Consider the following 17,794-nt stretch of genomic DNA (forward strand, 5'->3'; position numbering starts at 1 on the left):
CCGTGATCCATGCAAACCGCATGTGCCACCGAGCTATGACTGGCCAACCCAAGTAGAGGACACCACGGTTCTGCTGCACGGCGCGCCCTCTTGCAGCATTCCGGGCATTGGACCGATAACATGCTGTCCCACCTCCCCGCGATGCAGCCCCCCCTGATCACCGTTGGAGAACAAGCATGAAGCGCGTAACCGGCATTGGTGGCATCTTCTTCAAGTCGAACGATCCAAAATCGCTATCCGCGTGGTATCGCGAGCACCTCGGCCTGGATGTCAGCGACTGGGGCGGCGCGGTGTTTCAGTGGGGCGGCGCTGAGAGCCCGGCGGGCGCGACGATCTGGAGCCCATTTGCCGCAGACACCACCTATATGGCGCCTTCCACTGCGTCTTTCATGATCAACTTCCGCGTGGATGACCTGGATGCCTTGCTCGCGGCACTGCGCAACGAGGGCTGCAATGTCGTGGGTGAACCGCAGCGCTCCGAGCAAGGGAAGTTTGGCTGGGTGATGGATCCAGAGGGCAACAAGATCGAGCTGTGGGAACCGCCTGCCGGGCAGTGAGCACTACCAGCGGCGTTTGATCGCATGCGGCGGGTTGGCGCGAGGGGATGCTGCGCGCGCGGATAGCGCCGACCACAGGACATCAACACGTTGCGACTATTCGCCCTCCAGCCCGCTGCTCAAACGCTTGACTCAGCTGATGCCACACGCCGCGCACTACCGCCAAGTGAGCGCAGATGCTTACATGCCGCGTCTGTGCCAGCTCATGCCCAGTGGTAACAAGGTGACATCGAAAAACTCTCGTATCCTCTCAGCACCAAAGACGGCGACATTGATTGCGGGTTTCAACGCGGCGCCCCCCAGCACGCTTCATCGCTGCAACGCTGCCTTGGTCCATGCACGCGCGTCAGTTGTGAAGGCTACAGGAGAGCGTCATGGACGACGGGCACCGCCCCCGCAAAACCGGATGCGTTGACTTCTGGCATTTCGATACAAGAGAAAAGTGCGAAGCAGCGGTGCGACGACTTGAACTGGCTTTCCTGCATTTGCTTCCGGAAGAACTTGGTGGTGATTGCGATGCGGACAACATGGTGTTTGTGCCAACCTGGGTTGCGGAGCAGAAGCGCAGGATCGATACCAGCGCAGTGTTGCCCCTGATGCGCGCAGGCAAACTGAGCCGCTATGCAGCCAGTCCCACCTATCGCGGCAAGAGCTTCATCCCAGCGGAGATCACGATACATGCGTATGACCCGGCGGGTTTCGCAACCACCATCGACATCTGGTAGTTGCATCGCTGCTGCTGCCGCAACTATCGAATGAGTCGCTTGGGCGGCTGCCCAACGATCAGCGCAGCGATGCAGGAGCACGCGCCCGGTTCGATCATCGGCTTTCGCAGGGCTGGCTGACTATCTTCCAGCAGTTTCTGGACTCTCAGATCTTTGCGGGACTCGGTTTTATCGCCGTATCCACGTCGATGGTACTCCATCCTTCAGCGGTAAATGCGGTGCCACTCTCGACAAGGACGTGGGAGTGGCATCGCACCCTATGCCGATCAAGGTGCTTGCGAACCAGGTCCTGTCGCCTATCGCACCACATCTCGGCAAAGCGGATCCGGCGACAATGCGGGTTGAGCGCATTCACCGCAGATCAACCTACCTGGCGCCACTGCCCCGGCTGAAGTCCTTCCAGGGCATAGGGCCCCATCACCGCCCGCACCAATCGCAGTGTCGGCAAGCCGACCGCAGCCGTCATCCGTCGCACCTGGCGGTTGCGCCCTTCGCGCAGGGTGATTGCCAGCCAACTGTCCGGCACGGTCTTGCGGAAACGCACGGGCGGGTCGCGCTCCCACAGCGCTGGTGCCGCCGGCATCAATTCAACGCGCGCAGGCAGGGTTGGTCCATCGTTGAGCTGCACGCCATCACGCAGCGCCTGCAGCTTCTCTTCGGTTGGCACGCCCTCAACCTGCACCCAATAGGTTTTGGGCTGCTTGTGGCGTGGGTCGGTCAGACGATGGGCGAGATTGCCATCATCGGTGAGCAGCAGCAGGCCTTCGCTGTCGTAGTCCAGGCGGCCCGCCGCATACACGTTCGGCGGCAGGCCAAAGCCGGCCAGGGTCGCGCGCGGCGGCTGGCTGCGGTCGGTGAACTGACACAGCACGTTGAAGGGCTTGTTGAAAGCGATGAGCATGTATTGCGGGTATTCGGGAGGTAGATTGAAGAGGCATTGCTGGTTGCGCGCGGCGACCGTCCGTCGCGCGCCGGGTTGAGGGCCGTGCGGCCAACAGCATGGCCGCACATTGTCTCACCCTCCCGTCTCCAAGCCCTACTCCTGCGCAGTTACTGCTTCACGAAGCGCAGCGTCATGCGGTCGCTTTCACCGATGGCCTTGTACTTGGCGGCATCTGCAGCATCGTGGCTGTTGGACGGCGGCAGCGTCCACACGCCTTTGGGGTAGTCCTTGGTATCGCGCGGGTTGGCATTGACCTCGCTGCTGCCAGCCAGCTTGAAGCCGGCGGCCTCGGCCATGGCGATTATCTGCGCCTGACCAACATAGCCGCTGCCGTCATCGGCCGGCACGTCAGCCTTGGCACGGTGCTCGACCACACCCAGGGTGCCGCCTGGCTTGAGCACGTCAAAGAAGGCCTTGAACATGCCTTCGGCCTGCCCGGAGGAACGCCAGTTGTGGACATTGCGGAAGGTCAGCACCAGGTCCGCCGAGCCCGGTGCGCCCAGCACCGGGGCCGCCGGATCGTAGGCGACCTCGGTGGCGCGATCGAACTGGGCCGGGGACGCGGCGAACTTCTTGCTCAGGCCATCGCGCGAGCGCTGCTGGTAATCGCGACCGCCGCCGGCCGGCAATGCAGCCGGGTCAACAACGGCGGCAACGTACTTGCCGCCATCGCGCAGAAAGGGTGCAAGAATCTCGGAATACCAGCCGCCGCCGGGTGTAATTTCGATGACCGTCTGCGTCGGTTGCAGACCAAAGAACGCAAGCGTCTGTGCCGGGTGACGGTATTCGTCGCGCAACACATTAGCGGGCGTGCGCCAGCTGCCGGCAATGGCAGCCTGCAGCTGCGGCGACACCTGTGCGTCAGCAGTGCTGGCAGCGGCTTCATGGGCCAGCGCAGTGCCGGCAGACAGGGTGCTGGCAAGCGCCAGCAGACAGGCACACAGCAGCGGGGCAGGCTTCTTCATGCGGAATTCCGTCGATTGAAACCGCGAGCCTAGCACGCGGCTGCAAGTGCAATGCAGCATGTAAATGTTCACATCCCGTTAGCGTGAGAGCGGCGCACGGAACGCTGTATTCACGACCTTGCCACGGAATTGGAACGCATGCCGTCTATGCTGTTGAACTGAACAACAAAGGAGCAACGCATGCCCCAGTCACGCGAACTTGGCCGCTCGGGTCTCCATGTCAGCCCCATCGCTTTTGGTGGCAACGTTTTCGGCTGGAGTGCCGATGAGAAGACATCCTTTGGCCTGCTCGATGCCTTCGTCGATGCCGGCTTCAACCTGATCGATACCGCCGATGTCTATCCGGCATGGGTGCCGGGCAACCGCGGCGGCGAATCGGAGACCATCATCGGCCGCTGGCTGCAGCGCAGCGGCAAGCGCGACAAGGTGGTGATCGCCACCAAGGTTGCGAAGTGGGCCGAGCATCCGGGCCTGTCGGCTGACAACATCAATGAAGCGGTCGAGGATTCGCTGCGTCGGCTGCAGACCGATGTGATCGATCTGTACCAGGCGCATGAAGACGATGAGTCGGTGCCACTGGAAGAAAGCCTGGGTGCGTTCGCGCGGCTGATCGAGGCGGGCAAGGTGCGCGCGATTGGTGCGTCCAACTACAGCGCCGAGCGCCTGCGTGATGCGCTCAAGGTGTCCGCCGACTATCACCTGCCGCGCTACGAAACCCTGCAGCCGGAATACAACCTCTACGACCGCAGTGGCTACGAGGCAGAGCTGGAGCCGCTGGCGCGCGAACACGGCATCGGCGTGATCAGCTATTACTCGCTGGCCAGTGGTTTTCTCACTGGCAAGTACCGCAGCGCCGATGACGTGGGCAAGAGCGCCGCACGCGGCGCGAAGGTCGCTGATCGCTACCTCAACCCGCGTGGCCTGCGCATTCTGCAGGCGCTGGATGATGTGGCCGCCAGCCACAAGGCGACGCCGGCACAGGTGGCGTTGGCATGGCTGATCGCACGCCCGGGCATCACCGCGCCCATCGTCAGTGCCACCAGCGTGCAGCAGCTGCAGGAAGTGCTGGCTGCAGCGCAGCTTGGCTTGAGCCCAGCGCAGGTCGCACAGTTGGATGCAGCCAGCGCTGAAAGCTGAATTGGGCGAGTTGCGCACCCCCTGCTCGCGTCGTAGCATCGGCCGAACAGGGGGTAGACCGCGAACGGAGTGCTACCCATGCAGACCGCACCTACAGCCCAGCGCAGCATCGATCGCCACGCCGAACTGACTTACTGGCGCGGCGTGCATGCCATCGGCCATCTTGGCCAACACGATTTCGACCACTACCAGCGCCTGCTGGAAATGGGCTACGACGTCTATCAGGCATATCCACGCGCCAACGAAGAACAGCTCTACAAAGTGCTGCAGGACAGCTACCACCGGCATAGCCCGGCGTTGGCGGTTTCCTGGGACGAGGCACGTTGGCTGGTGCGCCATGCCTGGCATCATGCCCAGCAGCATTGAAGGTCTTTGTGGTCGGCTTTTGTGGGAGCGGCGTCAGCCGCGAAGCTACTGCAACGTCGGAAGCTGAAGAGCCTACCCCTCCCCAACCCTCCCCTTGGCTTCGCCAAAGGGAGGGAGCGAAGGCACGCCGCGACCCGCCGTACCCGTAGTGCCGAGCCATGCTCGGCAGGAGCCTTCCCGGCAGCCCCGATCGACGAGAACCGCCACACCCGAAGTTCATCGGATCACATGCATGCCATTGGTTTTGACGATGTCTGCTTCGCGGCTTACGCCGCTCCCACAACCGGTTGTGCTATTGCGTCAGCGAGGTAATCCAGGAACGAGCTGATGCGTGCTGATACCGCAGTGTTGCGGTAATACACGGCGTGGATCGGTTGGCGCGCATCCAAGGTCAGTTTCGGCAACACCTGCACCAGCTCGCCACGCGCACGCGCCGCTTCGGTGAGGAAGTCGGACAGGCAGACGATGCCCACGCCTTCCAGGGCCAGCCGGTGCAGGATCTCACCGCTGGATACCGCCAATGCGGGTCGCACGTGCAGGCGCTCGCCGTCGTCACCCTGCAATGGCCAATGATTCAGCGAATCCGGTTCGTTGAAGCCCAGCAAGGTGTGCCCCTGCAGCTGCGCCACGTTCTTCGGTGTGCCGTGCTGCTGCAGGTAGGCCGGGCTGGCCAGTACACGCAGGCGGCTGTGACCCAAGGGCCGGGCATGCAGGGTGGAGTCCGCCAGCGGACCAATGCGGATCGCCACGTCGGTGCGCCGTTCCAGCAGGTCGATGTAGCGCTCGCTGCTGTTGAGTTCCAGCGCCACCTGCGGGAACCGAGCGCGGTAGCCCGCCACCAGCGGCGCGATCACGTGCAGCATGAACGGCATCGCCGCATCCACCCGCAACCGCCCGGACGGCGTGCCCCGGCGCGCGGCGATCTGCTCTTCGGCGGCATCCACCGAGGCGACGATGGCCCGGGCCTGGGCAAGGAAGGCTTCGCCTTCATCGGTGAGCTGCAGGCGGCGGGTGGTGCGGGTCAGCAAGGTGGTGCCGAGCTTCTCTTCCAGCCGCCCCAGCGCCCGGCTGACGCCCGAGGTGGTCTGGCCCAGCTGCTCGGCCGCAGCGGTGATCGAGCCGGTATCGATCACCGCGATGAAGGCCTGCATTTCATCCAGGGTGGTTTTCATGAGGGCGGCCAGATGGCGATGGAATATTGTTGACTTTAAATCAATAGTAATTGGTGGGAAACCGTATTTTTCAGCAAGAATTCCACCGTCAGACTGCGCAGCCCTTTCCAAGGATTCGCCCATGTCACGCGGAATTCCCCTTGCCTTGCTGGCGCTGACGCTGGGTGCGTTCGCCATCGGCACCACCGAATTCGTCATCGTCGGGCTGATCCCGACCATTGCCGCCGACCTGCACGTCAGCCTGCCCTCGGCCGGCCTGCTGGTTTCCCTGTATGCGCTGGGCGTTGCCGTGGGCGCGCCGGTACTCACCGCTTTGACCGGACGGGTGCCACGCAAGGCCTTGCTGGTCGCCCTGATGCTGTTGTTCACCGTCGGCAACCTGATTGCGTGGATGGCACCCGGCTATGGCTCGCTGATCGTGGCGCGGGTGCTGACCGGACTTGCCCACGGCGTGTTCTTCTCGATCGGCTCGATCATCGCCACCTCGGTGGTGCCCAAGGACAAGGCCGCCAGCGCGATCGCGATCATGTTCACCGGGTTGACGGTGGCGCTGGTGACCGGCGTGCCGCTGGGCACCTTCATCGGCCAGCACCTGGGCTGGCGTGCGACCTTCCTCGCCGTCGCTGCCTTGGGCGTGATCGCCCTGCTCGGCAGCCTGCTGTTCGTGCCACGCGACCTGCCGCGCAGCGCGCCGGCCACGTTCGGCCAGCAGTTCGCCGTGCTGGCGCAGCCGCGCCTGTTACTGGTCTATGCAATGACCGCGTTGGGCTATGGCGGCACCTTCCTGTCCTTCACCTTCCTCGCCTCGATCCTGCAGGACGTCAGCGGCTTCTCGGCCAATGCGGTGAGCGCGGTGCTGCTGGTGTACGGCGTATCGGTGGCCATAGGCAATCTGTGGGGCGGGCGACTGGCTGACCGTCGCGGTCCGATTCCTGCATTGACCTTGATCTTCGGCCTGCTCGCGCTGGTGTTGCTGGTGCTCACCTTCACCGCCTACAACCGCTGGCTGGTGCTGCTGACCGTGCTGGCGTTGGGTGCGGTGGCATTTGGCAATGTGCCGGGCCTGCAGGTGTACGTGGTCAAGCAGGCACAGCGCTTCGTGCCGCAGGCAACCGATGTCGCCTCCGGCCTGAACATCGCCGCCTTCAACATCGGCATCGCACTGGGTGCATCACTCGGCGGCCTGGTGGTCGATCACATCGGCCTGATGCATACGCCGTGGATCGGCGCGCTGGTGGTGCTGGGTGCATTGGCACTGACTGTACTCAGTGGCCGCCTGGATCGCCGCGACGGAATGGATGTGCGCGCCGAAGGCATCGCCGTCAGCGCGCATTGACGGAACACGCTGTTACTTCCCCTTGGGTTTTCGTTCGCGCTGCACGGCGTAGCCTGTATGCGCGAGTTTCTGGAGATTTGAATGACTATTCCCGCTATTGGCCTTGGCACCTATCGCCTCAAGGATCAGGTACTCACCGACTCCGTGCACAACGCACTGGACCTTGGCTACCGTGCTTTCGACACCGCGCAGATCTACGAAAACGAGGCCGATCTGGGCGCGGCAATCGCCAGCGGCACGGTGCCGCGCGAGCAGCTGTTCCTGACCACCAAGATCTGGATCAGCAACTTCCACCACGATGACCTGCTGGCCAGCCTGCGCGAGAGCCTGCGCAAGCTGCGCACCGATCACGTCGACCTGACGCTGATCCATTGGCCCTCGCCCAAGGACGAAGTGCCGATGGCCGAGTTCCTCGGTGCATTGCGTGAAGCCAAGGCGTTGGGTTTGACCAAGGCGATTGGTGTTTCCAACTTCACCATCGACCTGACCCGCCAGGCCATCGCCATCCTCGGCGCCGATGCCATCGCCACCAACCAGATCGAAGTGCATCCCTATCTGCAGAACCGTGCATTGATCGCCTACCTGCGCGAGCAGGGCATCCATGTCACCGCGTTCATGAGCCTAGCCTATGGCGCGGTGCTGAAGGACCCGGTGATCCAGGCCATTGCCGACAAGCACCAGGCAAGCACCGCACAGGTCGCGTTGGCATGGGCGCTGCAGCAGGGCTATGCGGTGATTCCGTCGTCGACCAAGCGCGAAAACCTGGCCGGCAACCTGCAGGCGGCGCAGCTGCGGCTGGATGCCGAGGACATGGCACGGATCGCGGAGCTGGATCGGGGTGAGCGCGTGGCCAATCCGGGTATCGCCCCGGCCTGGGATTGAAGCGCGGTTGCTGAGTAAAGCCATGGCGGGCTGGTGCTACCTGCCCGCCATCGGTCGATGATGCTGCGATTGTGGCGCAACTAGCGGATACGCGGCGCCAAGCCCTCAACCAGCGTTTCCAGCAACAGGCTGACCGTGGGCAGCTGACGCCGACTTTTCATCCAGGCCAAGCTGAGCGGCAGGCCCTGGCTAGCCAGATGAGGCAGCACTTCCACCAACGCGCCATCCTCAAGATGACTGCGTACCAACCAGGTAGGCAGCTGCACGATGCCGCTGCCAACCAGCGCAGCGGTGACCTGCCCTTCACCATCTCCCACTACCAGCGGAGCCGGCATCATCTGCAGCTCTACTTCGCCTGGCATTGCGGCTGCGAAGCGCCACGGGCTGACCGAGCCATCGGCGCGTCCGTAGGCGATGCAGCGATGCGCCAGCAGATCCTCACGCGCTGCCGGCACCCCATGCGCGGCAAGATAGGCGGGGGCCGCACAGAACACGTGCTGCTCATGGCCCAGCAGTCGATGCTCGACCAGCGACGACCACGCATCGGGTCCACCGATGCGCACGATGATATCGACACCGTCCTCGACCGGATCGATGAAGCGGTCAGAGAACGACACCTGCGGCCGAGTGAGCGGATAGGCCTGGGCAAAACCCAGGATGATCGGCAAGGCCTGCAAGCGGCCGAATGCGGCCGGCAGATCAATTCGCACTCGTCCACTTGGCTCGTCATCCTCAGCCCTCAGCGCCACCTCGGCCTCCTCCAGGTTCGTCAGCACTTCCGTGCAGGTCCGGTGGAAGGCGATGCCGGCCTCGGTAAGTGACATGCGCCGCGTGGTGCGATGGAACAACGTGCGACCCAATCGTTCTTCCAATCGCGCAATCGACTTGCCAACCGCCGAGGCGGTGAGGTGCAACCGCTCCGCAGCTGCAGTGAAGCTGCCAGCGTCAGCAACACAGACGAAGACGTCGAGGCCTTTCAGGCGTTCGGAGGGGTGCATGCGGCAGGCTTCGCTATTGAAGAATCAGGTTCCGTAAAACCGGTAAAAACCGTCGCGGAACGGAATGTGGCTCCACGATAGGCTGGGCGTCCTTTTCTATCAAGCATCCAAGGCAGCAATGAGCCAGCAACGCCCCACCGTCCTTGTCACCGGCGCTACCGGTCAGATCGGCGCCGAGACCTTGAGAAACCTATTGTTGGAAGATGCGGTAACGCCGGTCGCGGCCGTGCGCTCTCCAGCCAAAGCCGCCGCGCTGGAGGCACAGGGAATCCGCACAGTGCTGCTGGATTTCGACAAGGAAGACACGCTGCTGCCTGCGCTGCAGGGCATTGACCGCGTATTCCTGGTCACCGGCTACAGCGTGGACATGCTGCGCCAGAGCAAGGTTTTCCTCGATGCAGCCAAGCAGGCCGGCGTACAGCATGTGGTGCACCTGGGTGCCTGCGGCGGTGATGACGCCAGCATCGGGCATTGGGCCTGGCACCAACTGGTGGAACGCTATATCGAGTGGCATGGCTTTTCGTTCACCCATCTCAGGCCGGAAGCCTTCATGCAGAACCTGCTGAGCTACGACGGCACCCGCGCCGTGGTCAACGGCGTCATCCGCCAATACACCGGCGATGCGCGCTTCAGCTGGGTCGATGGCGATGATGTCGCCGCGGTCGCCGCACAGGTGCTGGCGTGGCCGCAACGACATGCCGGGCAGACCTATCGGCTGGGCTACGACGCCAAGTCCTATGGCGAGGTTGCCGCGCTGATGACGGAGCTGCTTGGCCAACCATTCCGCTACGAGGCGCTGAGCCCGGATGTGTTCCTGGAGGACATGCGCGCGGCCGGCGCCGAGATGGCTTACATGAACTGCGTACGCGACAACTTCCAGCGTGTCGCCGAGCGACGCGTGCCGGGCATTGAAGCCACCTTCGACAACTTCCCCGCCATCACCGGCCGCGAGCCGGTGCGCTGGGCGGAGTTCATCCGCAAACACCGTGATGCGTTTGCGTACTGAACTGCGCGGCTCAGCCGTTTGTCGGGACTAGTCACCCGTAGCCTGCAGCAACCATGCACGCAGCGCTGCGCTCACTTCCGCGGGCTTTTCCAACGGCGCGAGATGGCCGCAGTCCTCGATCATCACCAGGCGTGATTGCGGAATCAATGCGGCCATCTGCTCGCTGACCGACAGCGGCGTGATCGCATCGTTACGCCCGCAGATGATCAAGGCCGGGCCCTGCCAGGCACGCAGGACCTCGCTGCCATCTGCACGTTGCAGCTGGCTTTGGCGCAGGAATACTTCCGCGCCGAGGCGTGCGGTCATGCTGCGCACGGTATCCACCAGCGCATGATCCTCCAGCCGCGATGCATCGATGTAGCTGCGCATCAGCTTGTCGCCGAAACCATGGAAGGTGCCGGGCAGGCGGACGCTGTTCTGCTGTGCCAGGCGTTGTGCGGCGCGCTCGGGTGAGTCGGGTTTGAACGAGGTATCCAGCAGCGCCAGTTTCAACACCCGCTGCGGGGCGATGCGCAGGATTTCCTGGGCGACGTAACCGCCGAGGGAGAAGCCGGCCAGGGCGAACTGTGCGGGTGCCTTGGCCAGTACGTCTTCGGCGACGGCACGCATGGTGGTTTGCTGGGTGAGGTCGCCGACCTGGCAATCGGCGATGTCGGCGAGTGCTTCGAGCTGGGCCTGCCACAGCGTGGCGTCGTTGAGCAGGCCGGGCAGCAGTAGCAGCGGGGTCCTGGCTGCTGGGTCTTGGTTCGTTTGCATGGCGCTATTGTCGCGCCTTGGGGTGGTTTGGGGGTGAGGGGTGGGGTTGGGCAACTGCCAAAGCCAGAGCCAAAGCACCCCTCCCCAGCCCTCCCCTGCGCTATGCGCAAGGGAGGGAGCTAAGCAGAGCCCCCTCCCCAACCCTCCCCTTGCCTGCGGCAAAGGGAGGGAGCCGAGCTGCCCCCTCCCTTGCGCGCAGCGCAGGGGAGGGTTGGGGAGGGGTGCCTTTGGCTCCTAGCCTTCAGCGCTCAACTCTTAACCTCACCCACCGGCAGCGTCACATTCATGATGGTCGAATCATCCGGATCCGCCTTCACCTTGAAGCCCAGGCTCTGGCACATTGCCAGCATGGTGCTGTTCTCACGCAGCACCTGCCCTTCCACAACGTTCAAACCCAGCCAGCCGGCGTACTCGATCATGATCTGCATCAGCTTCCAGCCGATGCCGTGACCCTTCAGGTCCGAGCGGATCAGGATGCCGTACTCGCCGCGGTTGTAATCGGCATCGGCATGCAGGCGCACCGCGCCTAGCATCTCGCCGGTCTTGGGATCGATCGCCACCAGCGCGATGGAACGCGCGTAATCCAGCTGGGTCAGGCGAGCGATGAACTCGTGGCTGAAATGCTTCACCGACTGGAAGAAGCGCAGACGCAGGTCATCGTCGGTGACCCGCGCGAAGAATGCCCGGAACAGGCCATCGTCTTCCGGCCGCACCGGGCGGATGAACGCCTTGCCACCGTCGGACAGATCGATCGTGCGTTCCCACTCGTTGGGATACGGGAAGATCGCGAAACGCGGGTGGCCGCGGCCCTTGTGCAGGCGCTTGACCGGGGTGATTGCCACACGCGCATCCAGGGCGATCACGCCGTTGCGATCGGCCAGCAGGGGATTGAGGTCCAACGTGCGGATCTCCGGAATATCCGCCGCCAGCTGCGCCAGCTTGACCAGCACCATCGCCACCGCGCGCTCGTCCGCCGCTGGCACATCGCCATAGGCCTTGAGGATGCGCGAGACGCGGGTACGGCCAATTACTTCATGGGCAAGCCGCAGATCCAGCGGCGGCAGCGCCAGGGTCTTGTCGTCGATGACCTCCACTGCGGTACCACCACGGCCGAACACCACTACCGGCCCGAACACCGGATCATCGGCAATGCCGGCGATCAGCTCGCGCGCCTTGGGCCGGGTCAGGCTGGGTTGCACCAGCACACCCTCGATGCGGGCCTGCGGACGCTTCTCGCGGGCACGCTGCAGGATGGTGGTCGCCGCGGACTGCACCGCGCGCAGGCTGCCAAGGTTCAAGCGCACGCCATCGATTTCGGATTTGTGCGGGATGTCCGGCGAGAGAATCTTCACCGCCACGCTCATGCCCTGCTCCAGCAGCGGCTGGGCCAGATCCATCGCTTCGTGCGGATCACGCGCGACCATCACTTCCAACGACGGAATGCCGTAGGCCTGCAGCAACTTGTGCGTCGCCACCGGGTCCAGCCATTGCTGATCATTGGCCAGCGCCGCTTCGACCAGCGCGCGTGCGGCTGGCACGTCCACCACGAAATCCGCCGGCAGGCTGGGTGGCGTTTCCATCAGCGCGGTCTGCGCCTCGCGGTAACGCACCAGATGCTGGAAGCCGCGCACGGCATCGGCTTCGGTTGGATAGGTCGGCACGCGGGCGGTGTTGAGGGTAACCGTGGCGCGGTCGTCATTGCCCAGCCATACCGCGAACACCGGCTTGTCGCGCAGCTGCCGCGAGCGCTGCCCGAGCGTGGTGGTCAGCGCCTGCGCGGCTTCTGCCGAAGAAGTGAACGCAGTCGGTACGTTGATGACCAGCACCGCGTCGTTGGCATCGTCGGACAGCAGCGCTTCAATCGCCGAGGCGTAACGGCCGCCATCGGCATCGACCACGATGTCGACCGGATTGTCGCGCGACCAGCCCTGCGGCAAGGCCTGGTCCAGCAGCTCGACGGTGGCTGGTGACAGCTCGGCCAGGCTGCCGCCGAGCGCCTGCAGCTGATCCACGGCCAGCCGGCCAACACCGCCGCCATTGCTGAGGATGGCCAAACGGCGACCCGGGAAGGTGCCAAGCCGGCCCAGTGTTTCGGCGGCGGTGAACAACTCGTCCAGTGCATTCACCCGCAGCAGGCCAGCGCGGTTGAAGGCCGCGCCGTAGACCGCATCGGAATCGGCCAACGCCTGCGAATGGGTGGTAACCACCTCTGCGCTGCCGCGCGGCTTGCGCCCGGATTTGACCACCACCACGGGCTTTGCGCGGGCGGCGGCACGAGCGGCGGACATGAACTTGCGTGCGTCACTGATCTGGTCGACGTAGAGCAGGATGGCGCGGGTGCGGTAATCGCTGGCGAAGTAATCGAGCAGGTCGCCGAAGTCGACGTCCAGCGCATCGCCCAGCGATACCACCGCCGAGAAGCCGACCGAGCGCGCCACGCCCCATTCCACCAGCGCAGCAGCAATCGCGCTGGATTCGGAAATCAGCGCCAGATCGCCGGCCTGCGGTGTGTGTGCGGCGATGCTGGCGTTGAGCCGTGCATGCGGCGCGATGACGCCCAGGCAATGCGGACCGAGCACGCGCATGCCCTTGGGCCGCGCGGCGGCTTCCACCTGTGCGGCCAGCGAGCCCGGTCCCTTGCCCAGGCCGGAAGTGAGGATGATGGCGGCGGCCACGCCCAGTTCGGCGGCCTGGCTGACGACCTGCGGCAACAGCGTTGCCGGCACGGTGATGACCACCAGGTCCGGAATCCACGGCAGGTCCTTGAGCTTCTTGACCGTGCGCATGCCGTCGATTTCGGCATAGCGCGGGCTGACCCAGCCAATCTGCCCGGCGAAGCCGCCGGCGCGCAGGTTGCGGATCACCGCGCGGCCGGCGGAACGATCGCGTGGGCTGCCGCCAATCACTGCCACCGAGCGGGGGCGGAATACGGTCTGCAGGTGATAGGTGCTCATTGCGACGCCTGTTGCGGGTACCGGGTCAAAGGTACACGGCTGCGGTGCTGGGTGGGCTGCGTTGGATCAAAGTGGGGTGTTTGGGAATGTTGGCGGGGAGTGGCCTTGATTGCTGCAAAGAGCACCCCTCCCCGGCCCTCCCCGGCGCTGCGCGCAAGGGAGGGAGACAGGCTCAGCCCCCTCCCTTTGGCGTAGCCAAGGGGAGGGTTGGGGAGGGGTGGCTTCTGCATTTGCCGTTGGGTTTGCCGGTAGAGCCCTTGCCGAGCATGGCTCGGCACTACAGGTCCCTCTCTACGGGCAACGCCCCTGCCGAGCATGGCTCGGCACTACAGGTCCCCCTCTACGGGTAAAGCCCCTGCCGAGCATGCCTCGGCACTACATTCAGAGCAGCGTGCCGCCCAGGATCATTGCGGCGATGCTGAAATAGATCACCAGGCCGGTGACATCCACCAGCGTTGCCACGAACGGGGCCGAGGCGCTGGCCGGATCGAAGCCCAGGCGCTTGAGCACGAACGGCAGCATCGAGCCCGACAAGGAACCGAAGGTGACGATGCCGATCAGCGCCGCGCCGATGGTCACCGCCAGCAGCTTCCAGTGCTCGCCATAGTCATGCAGGCCGGCCAGCTGCCAGACGGTGATGCGGATGATCGCCAAGGTGCCGAGGATCGCACCCAGCACCACGCCAGTTGGCAGCTCGCGCAGCGCGACCTTCCACCAGTCGCGCAGGCGCAGTTCACGCAACGCCAGCGAGCGGATCAGCAGCGAGGTCGCCTGTGAGCCGGAGTTGCCGCCTGAGCTCATGATCAGCGGAATGAACAAGGTCAGCACCACCGCACGCGCCAGCTCGTCCTCGTAGTGCTGCATGGCGCTGGCGGTGAGCATCTCGCCGAGGAACAGCACGCTCAACCAGCCGGCGCGCTTGCGCAGCATCTCCAGGAAGCCGATCTGCATGTACGGCTTGTCCAGGGCTTCCACGCCGCCGAACTTGTGCACGTCCTCGGTGGATTCATCGATCAGCGCATCGAGGATGTCGTCGACGGTGACGATCCCCAGCATCTGCTGCTGGGCATCCACCACCGGGATCGCCAGCAGGTCGTGGCGGCGGATCAGCTGCGCCACCTCTTCCTGGTCGAGCAAGGCATCCACCGTCACCGGCGGATTGACCTGGGCGACGGCCAGGATCGAATCCCCGGGCTCGCCGGTGATCAGCCGCCGCATGGTCACCACCTGCTGCAGCTGGCGGGTCTGCGGGTCCAGCACATAGATGGCGTAGACCGTCTCGCGGCTGCGCTCCACTTCGCGGATGTGCTGCAGGGTCTGCGCCACCGTCCAGTCTGCCGGCACGCCGACGAACTCGGTGGTCATCAAGGCACCGGCGGTGTTGGGCGGATAGCTCAGCAGCAGCTGGATCGAGCGCCGCGCCTCCGGCGCCAGCAGCGGGATCAGCCGCGCGCGCTCGGCATCATCCAGCTCATGGACGATATCGGTGGCACGGTCGTCGGCCATCAGCCCCAGCAGGGCCGCGGCGCGGGCCGGCGGCAACGCCGCGATCAGTTCACCCGCATGTTGCAGCTCAGGGGCTTCCAGCAGTTTGACCGCACGCGGCAACGACAATGCCGCCAGGGTATTGGCCGCAAGTGGCAATGGCAGGGCGTTGAGATACTCCACCGCGTCGGCGGTGTTGTAATCGGCCAAGGGCGCGCTCAGCGTGGCTGCGTCCACGACTGGCCGCAGAAATTGCTTCTGGTTCATGTTGATTCGCCTGTTCTGGATTGCGACCGCAACGCCAGCACAGGGCGAACCAGCCCTGTCAGGCGGTTGCCGTCGCTGGTGTCGACGATCGCGATCGACTTCTACTGTCGCTGGACATGGGTTGGACTCCGGAAAGGTGCTGCGCGGCTCTACCGCCAGCGGCGCGAGTCTGGTCCTGTTGGCCGACGGGGTCAAGCCTGCACCGCTGCATCCCGCCAATGGAGGGCTGCTGTTCGCATTCACTCACGGCACAGTCCGCATAATGTGAAATCCTCGGTAGGCAGCTGCCCGACCGGTCAGCTGAATCAATCAAGGAATCCCTTCAAATGCATGGCACCGGTCTCGAATTAGCCTTGGTACTGCTGCTGGCGGCGGTCATCGCCGTGCCGGTATTCAAGCGCTTCGGGCTGGGCGCGGTGCTGGGCTACCTGGCCGCTGGCGTGGTGCTGGGGCCGCATGTGCTGGGCTTCGTGCAGGACGCCGACCGCATCCTCAATGCTGCCGAGATCGGCGTGGTGATGCTGTTGTTCGTGATCGGGCTGGAACTGTCGCCGTCGCGGCTGATGGTGATGCGGCGGCCGGTATTCGGTGCCGGCACGGTGCAGGTGCTGCTCAGTGCGATGGTGCTGGGTGGCTTGCTGCTGCTCAATCACTTCTCGTGGAAGAGCGCGTTGGTGATCGGCACCGCGCTGGCCTTGTCCTCCACCGCAGTTGGCCTGCAGCTGCTGTCCGAGCACAAGGCACTCAATACCGACTACGGTCGGCTCGGCTTTGCCATCCTGCTGTTCCAGGATCTGGTTGCCATCCCCTTGCTGGCGGCCATCCCCTTGCTGGGCGGGGTCAAGAACGAAACCCTGAGCTGGCAGGATGCCTCCATCGCCCTCGGCGCGCTGATGCTGGTGATCGTGCTCGGCCGGCCGATGCTGCGCCAGCTGTTCAATATCGTTGCCCGCACGCGGATGCCGGAAGTGTTCACCGCCACCGCCCTGCTGGTGGTGCTGGGCACAGCCTGGTTCATGGCCGAGGCCGGGCTCAGCGCCAGCTTGGGCGCGTTTGTGGCCGGTGTATTGCTGGCCGATTCCGAGTTCCGTCACGAGATCGAATCGCAGATCGAGCCGTTCAAAGGTCTGCTGCTTGGTCTGTTCTTCATCGCCGTTGGCATGGGCATCGACCTGAAGCGGGTTGCCGCCGAACCCGAGATCATCGCGCTGGGCGTGGCCATCCTGCTGGCGGTGAAGTTCTCCATCCTGATCGCGCTGGGCCTGGCCGCACGCCTGTCGCTGCGCAATGCGCTGATGCTTGGCAGCGTGTTGTGGCTGGGCGGCGAGTTCGCCTTCGTGGTGTTCAACGAAGCCGAGCGTGCGCATCTGCTTGGGCGGATCAATCACGACCGGCTGGTGGCGGTAGTCAGCCTGTCGATGGCGATCACGCCCTTGCTGCTGCTCGCCCTGCAACGCACGTTGCAGCTCAAGCCGCCTGTGCGTCCTGCGCAACCCGAGCCGGATGAAACGCTGAAGGATGCCGGCGCGCAGCGACCGCAGGTATTGATTGCCGGCATGGGCCGCTTCGGCCAGATCGTCGGTCGTCTGCTGACCGCACAGCGCATTCCCTTTGTTGCGCTGGAAGCCGACCCTGACACGGTCAAGGACCTGCGCCGCTTCGGCAACCAGCTCTACTACGGCGACCCAACCCGCCCCGATCTGCTGCGCGCAGCCGGGGCCGAGCACATCCGCGTGTTCGTGATGGCGATGGACGACCCAGACACCAATCTGCGTGCGGTGCGGCTGGTGCGGCGCATGTATCCCAAGGCGACGGTGCTGGCGCGTGCGCGCAACCGCCAGCACGCGTGGAAGCTGCTGGACATGTCGGCCGAACCGTTCCGCGAGGTATTCGGCTCCAGTCTTGAAGCCAGCGAGCGTGTACTGACCGCGCTCGGCTTCCCGGAAAATGTCGCGCGCGACCACGTGCAGCGTTTCCGCGAGCACGATGAAGCGCTGCTCAAGGCGCAGCATCTGGTCTACGACGACGAGGTGGCGGTGATGCAGACCTCGCGCGATGCCCGTGCCGACCTGATGCATCTGTTCGAGGCCGATGCGACAGACAGCACGACGGTGAAGCCGTCCAACGACAAGGAATGAAGCGGCCTGGGCTGGCGTTGTTCTGTGCGCGCTGTGGGAGCGGCGTAAGCCGCGAAGCTGATGGTGCTGAAGGCCTTGGCAGCTTTGCTATCTGATGATGTAGCGGC

At 64.4% G+C, this 17,794-nt stretch carries 15 protein-coding genes; 8 read left to right on the forward strand and 7 right to left on the reverse strand.

The genetic code is table 11. The features are described from left to right. The first annotated feature begins 176 nt into the window (after positions 1–176). Positions 177–557, forward strand: a complete 381-nt coding sequence (locus ACVOLI_RS00995) for a VOC family protein (protein WP_481533153.1) — start codon at positions 177–179, stop codon at positions 555–557. A 374-nt stretch (positions 558–931) separates the two neighbouring features. Next, positions 932–1,282, forward strand: a complete 351-nt coding sequence (locus tag ACVOLI_RS01000; protein WP_481533154.1) for a hypothetical protein — start codon at positions 932–934, stop codon at positions 1,280–1,282. 361 nt (positions 1,283–1,643) lie between these two features. Here ACVOLI_RS01000 and ACVOLI_RS01005 read toward each other — a convergent pair whose 3' ends face one another. Together ACVOLI_RS01005 and ACVOLI_RS01010 are read right to left on the reverse strand one after the other, a co-directional pair. Beyond that, on the reverse strand, positions 1,644–2,183 hold the full coding sequence (locus tag ACVOLI_RS01005; protein ID WP_481533155.1) for a pseudouridine synthase: 540 nt from the start codon (positions 2,181–2,183) through the stop codon (positions 1,644–1,646). Positions 2,184–2,332: 149 nt separating this feature from the next. Continuing rightward, a complete protein-coding gene (locus ACVOLI_RS01010; protein WP_481533156.1) occupies positions 2,333–3,190 on the reverse strand; it encodes a class I SAM-dependent methyltransferase in 858 nt (285 codons plus the stop codon). 180 nt (positions 3,191–3,370) lie between these two features. Here ACVOLI_RS01010 and ACVOLI_RS01015 point away from each other — a divergent pair, with 180 nt between their 5' ends. Together ACVOLI_RS01015 and ACVOLI_RS01020 are read left to right on the forward strand one after the other, a co-directional pair. After that, the gene (locus ACVOLI_RS01015; protein ID WP_282265992.1) at positions 3,371–4,327 is read left to right on the forward strand and encodes an aldo/keto reductase; all 957 of its coding nucleotides are present in this window, start codon (positions 3,371–3,373) and stop codon (positions 4,325–4,327) included. A 78-nt stretch (positions 4,328–4,405) separates the two neighbouring features. After that, on the forward strand, positions 4,406–4,693 hold the full coding sequence (locus ACVOLI_RS01020; RefSeq protein WP_481509538.1) for a hypothetical protein: 288 nt from the start codon (positions 4,406–4,408) through the stop codon (positions 4,691–4,693). 266 nt (positions 4,694–4,959) lie between these two features. Here the strand turns inward: ACVOLI_RS01020 and ACVOLI_RS01025 are convergent, their stop codons facing one another. After that, positions 4,960–5,865, reverse strand: coding sequence for a LysR substrate-binding domain-containing protein (locus tag ACVOLI_RS01025; protein WP_481533157.1), 906 nt, complete (start codon positions 5,863–5,865; stop codon positions 4,960–4,962). A 121-nt stretch (positions 5,866–5,986) separates the two neighbouring features. Between ACVOLI_RS01025 and ACVOLI_RS01030 the strand changes: the two genes are divergently transcribed. Next, positions 5,987–7,201: an MFS transporter gene (locus ACVOLI_RS01030; protein ID WP_481533158.1), complete on the forward strand. Its 1,215-nt coding sequence runs from the start codon at positions 5,987–5,989 to the stop codon at positions 7,199–7,201. Between the two features lie 81 nt (positions 7,202–7,282). Further along, positions 7,283–8,083 carry a 2,5-didehydrogluconate reductase DkgB gene (gene dkgB, locus ACVOLI_RS01035; protein WP_481533159.1) on the forward strand — a complete coding sequence of 267 codons (801 nt, stop codon included), beginning with the start codon at positions 7,283–7,285 and terminating at the stop codon, positions 8,081–8,083. 80 nt (positions 8,084–8,163) lie between these two features. Here the strand turns inward: dkgB and ACVOLI_RS01040 are convergent, their stop codons facing one another. After that, complete coding sequence (locus ACVOLI_RS01040; RefSeq protein WP_481533160.1) at positions 8,164–9,081, reverse strand: LysR family transcriptional regulator; 918 nt, start codon at positions 9,079–9,081, stop codon at positions 8,164–8,166. 118 nt (positions 9,082–9,199) lie between these two features. On the opposite strand from ACVOLI_RS01040, the gene ACVOLI_RS01045 reads away from it, so the two are divergent. After that, complete coding sequence (locus tag ACVOLI_RS01045) at positions 9,200–10,087, forward strand: SDR family oxidoreductase (RefSeq protein ID WP_481533161.1); 888 nt, start codon at positions 9,200–9,202, stop codon at positions 10,085–10,087. Positions 10,088–10,114: 27 nt separating this feature from the next. Here the strand turns inward: ACVOLI_RS01045 and ACVOLI_RS01050 are convergent, their stop codons facing one another. The 3 genes from ACVOLI_RS01050 to mgtE all read right to left on the reverse strand — a co-directional run bounded on the left by ACVOLI_RS01050 (position 10,115) and on the right by mgtE (position 15,549). Then, entirely contained in the window at positions 10,115–10,843 is a 729-nt protein-coding gene (locus tag ACVOLI_RS01050) for an alpha/beta fold hydrolase (RefSeq protein ID WP_481533162.1), read from the reverse strand. A gap of 248 nt (positions 10,844–11,091) precedes the next feature. Then, the gene (locus ACVOLI_RS01055) at positions 11,092–13,797 is read right to left on the reverse strand and encodes a bifunctional acetate--CoA ligase family protein/GNAT family N-acetyltransferase (protein ID WP_481533163.1); all 2,706 of its coding nucleotides are present in this window, start codon (positions 13,795–13,797) and stop codon (positions 11,092–11,094) included. A 381-nt stretch (positions 13,798–14,178) separates the two neighbouring features. After that, on the reverse strand, positions 14,179–15,549 hold the full coding sequence (gene mgtE, locus ACVOLI_RS01060) for a magnesium transporter (RefSeq protein ID WP_481533164.1): 1,371 nt from the start codon (positions 15,547–15,549) through the stop codon (positions 14,179–14,181). 326 nt (positions 15,550–15,875) lie between these two features. Here mgtE and ACVOLI_RS01065 point away from each other — a divergent pair, with 326 nt between their 5' ends. Further along, complete coding sequence (locus tag ACVOLI_RS01065; protein ID WP_481533165.1) at positions 15,876–17,687, forward strand: monovalent cation:proton antiporter-2 (CPA2) family protein; 1,812 nt, start codon at positions 15,876–15,878, stop codon at positions 17,685–17,687. Positions 17,688–17,794: the final 107 nt, after the last annotated feature.

Source organism: Stenotrophomonas sp. STEN029 (assembly GCF_056760015.1).

Bases quoted from the DNA above. Each gene is read 5' to 3' on its own strand.
- ACVOLI_RS01010 (WP_481533156.1), bottom strand. From the start codon at position 3,190: ATGAAGAAGCCTGCCCCGCTGCTGTGTGCCTGTCTGCTGGCGCTTGCC.
- ACVOLI_RS01020 (WP_481509538.1), top strand. From the start codon at position 4,406: ATGCAGACCGCACCTACAGCCCAGCGCAGCATCGATCGCCACGCCGAA.
- ACVOLI_RS01055 (WP_481533163.1), bottom strand. From the start codon at position 13,797: ATGAGCACCTATCACCTGCAGACCGTATTCCGCCCCCGCTCGGTGGCA.
- ACVOLI_RS01050 (WP_481533162.1), bottom strand. From the start codon at position 10,843: ATGCAAACGAACCAAGACCCAGCAGCCAGGACCCCGCTGCTACTGCTG.
- ACVOLI_RS01030 (WP_481533158.1), top strand. From the start codon at position 5,987: ATGTCACGCGGAATTCCCCTTGCCTTGCTGGCGCTGACGCTGGGTGCG.
- dkgB (WP_481533159.1), top strand. From the start codon at position 7,283: ATGACTATTCCCGCTATTGGCCTTGGCACCTATCGCCTCAAGGATCAG.
- ACVOLI_RS00995 (WP_481533153.1), top strand. From the start codon at position 177: ATGAAGCGCGTAACCGGCATTGGTGGCATCTTCTTCAAGTCGAACGAT.
- ACVOLI_RS01000 (WP_481533154.1), top strand. From the start codon at position 932: ATGGACGACGGGCACCGCCCCCGCAAAACCGGATGCGTTGACTTCTGG.
- ACVOLI_RS01005 (WP_481533155.1), bottom strand. From the start codon at position 2,183: ATGCTCATCGCTTTCAACAAGCCCTTCAACGTGCTGTGTCAGTTCACC.
- mgtE (WP_481533164.1), bottom strand. From the start codon at position 15,549: ATGAACCAGAAGCAATTTCTGCGGCCAGTCGTGGACGCAGCCACGCTG.
- ACVOLI_RS01025 (WP_481533157.1), bottom strand. From the start codon at position 5,865: ATGAAAACCACCCTGGATGAAATGCAGGCCTTCATCGCGGTGATCGAT.
- ACVOLI_RS01015 (WP_282265992.1), top strand. From the start codon at position 3,371: ATGCCCCAGTCACGCGAACTTGGCCGCTCGGGTCTCCATGTCAGCCCC.
- ACVOLI_RS01045 (WP_481533161.1), top strand. From the start codon at position 9,200: ATGAGCCAGCAACGCCCCACCGTCCTTGTCACCGGCGCTACCGGTCAG.
- ACVOLI_RS01040 (WP_481533160.1), bottom strand. From the start codon at position 9,081: ATGCACCCCTCCGAACGCCTGAAAGGCCTCGACGTCTTCGTCTGTGTT.
- ACVOLI_RS01065 (WP_481533165.1), top strand. From the start codon at position 15,876: ATGCATGGCACCGGTCTCGAATTAGCCTTGGTACTGCTGCTGGCGGCG.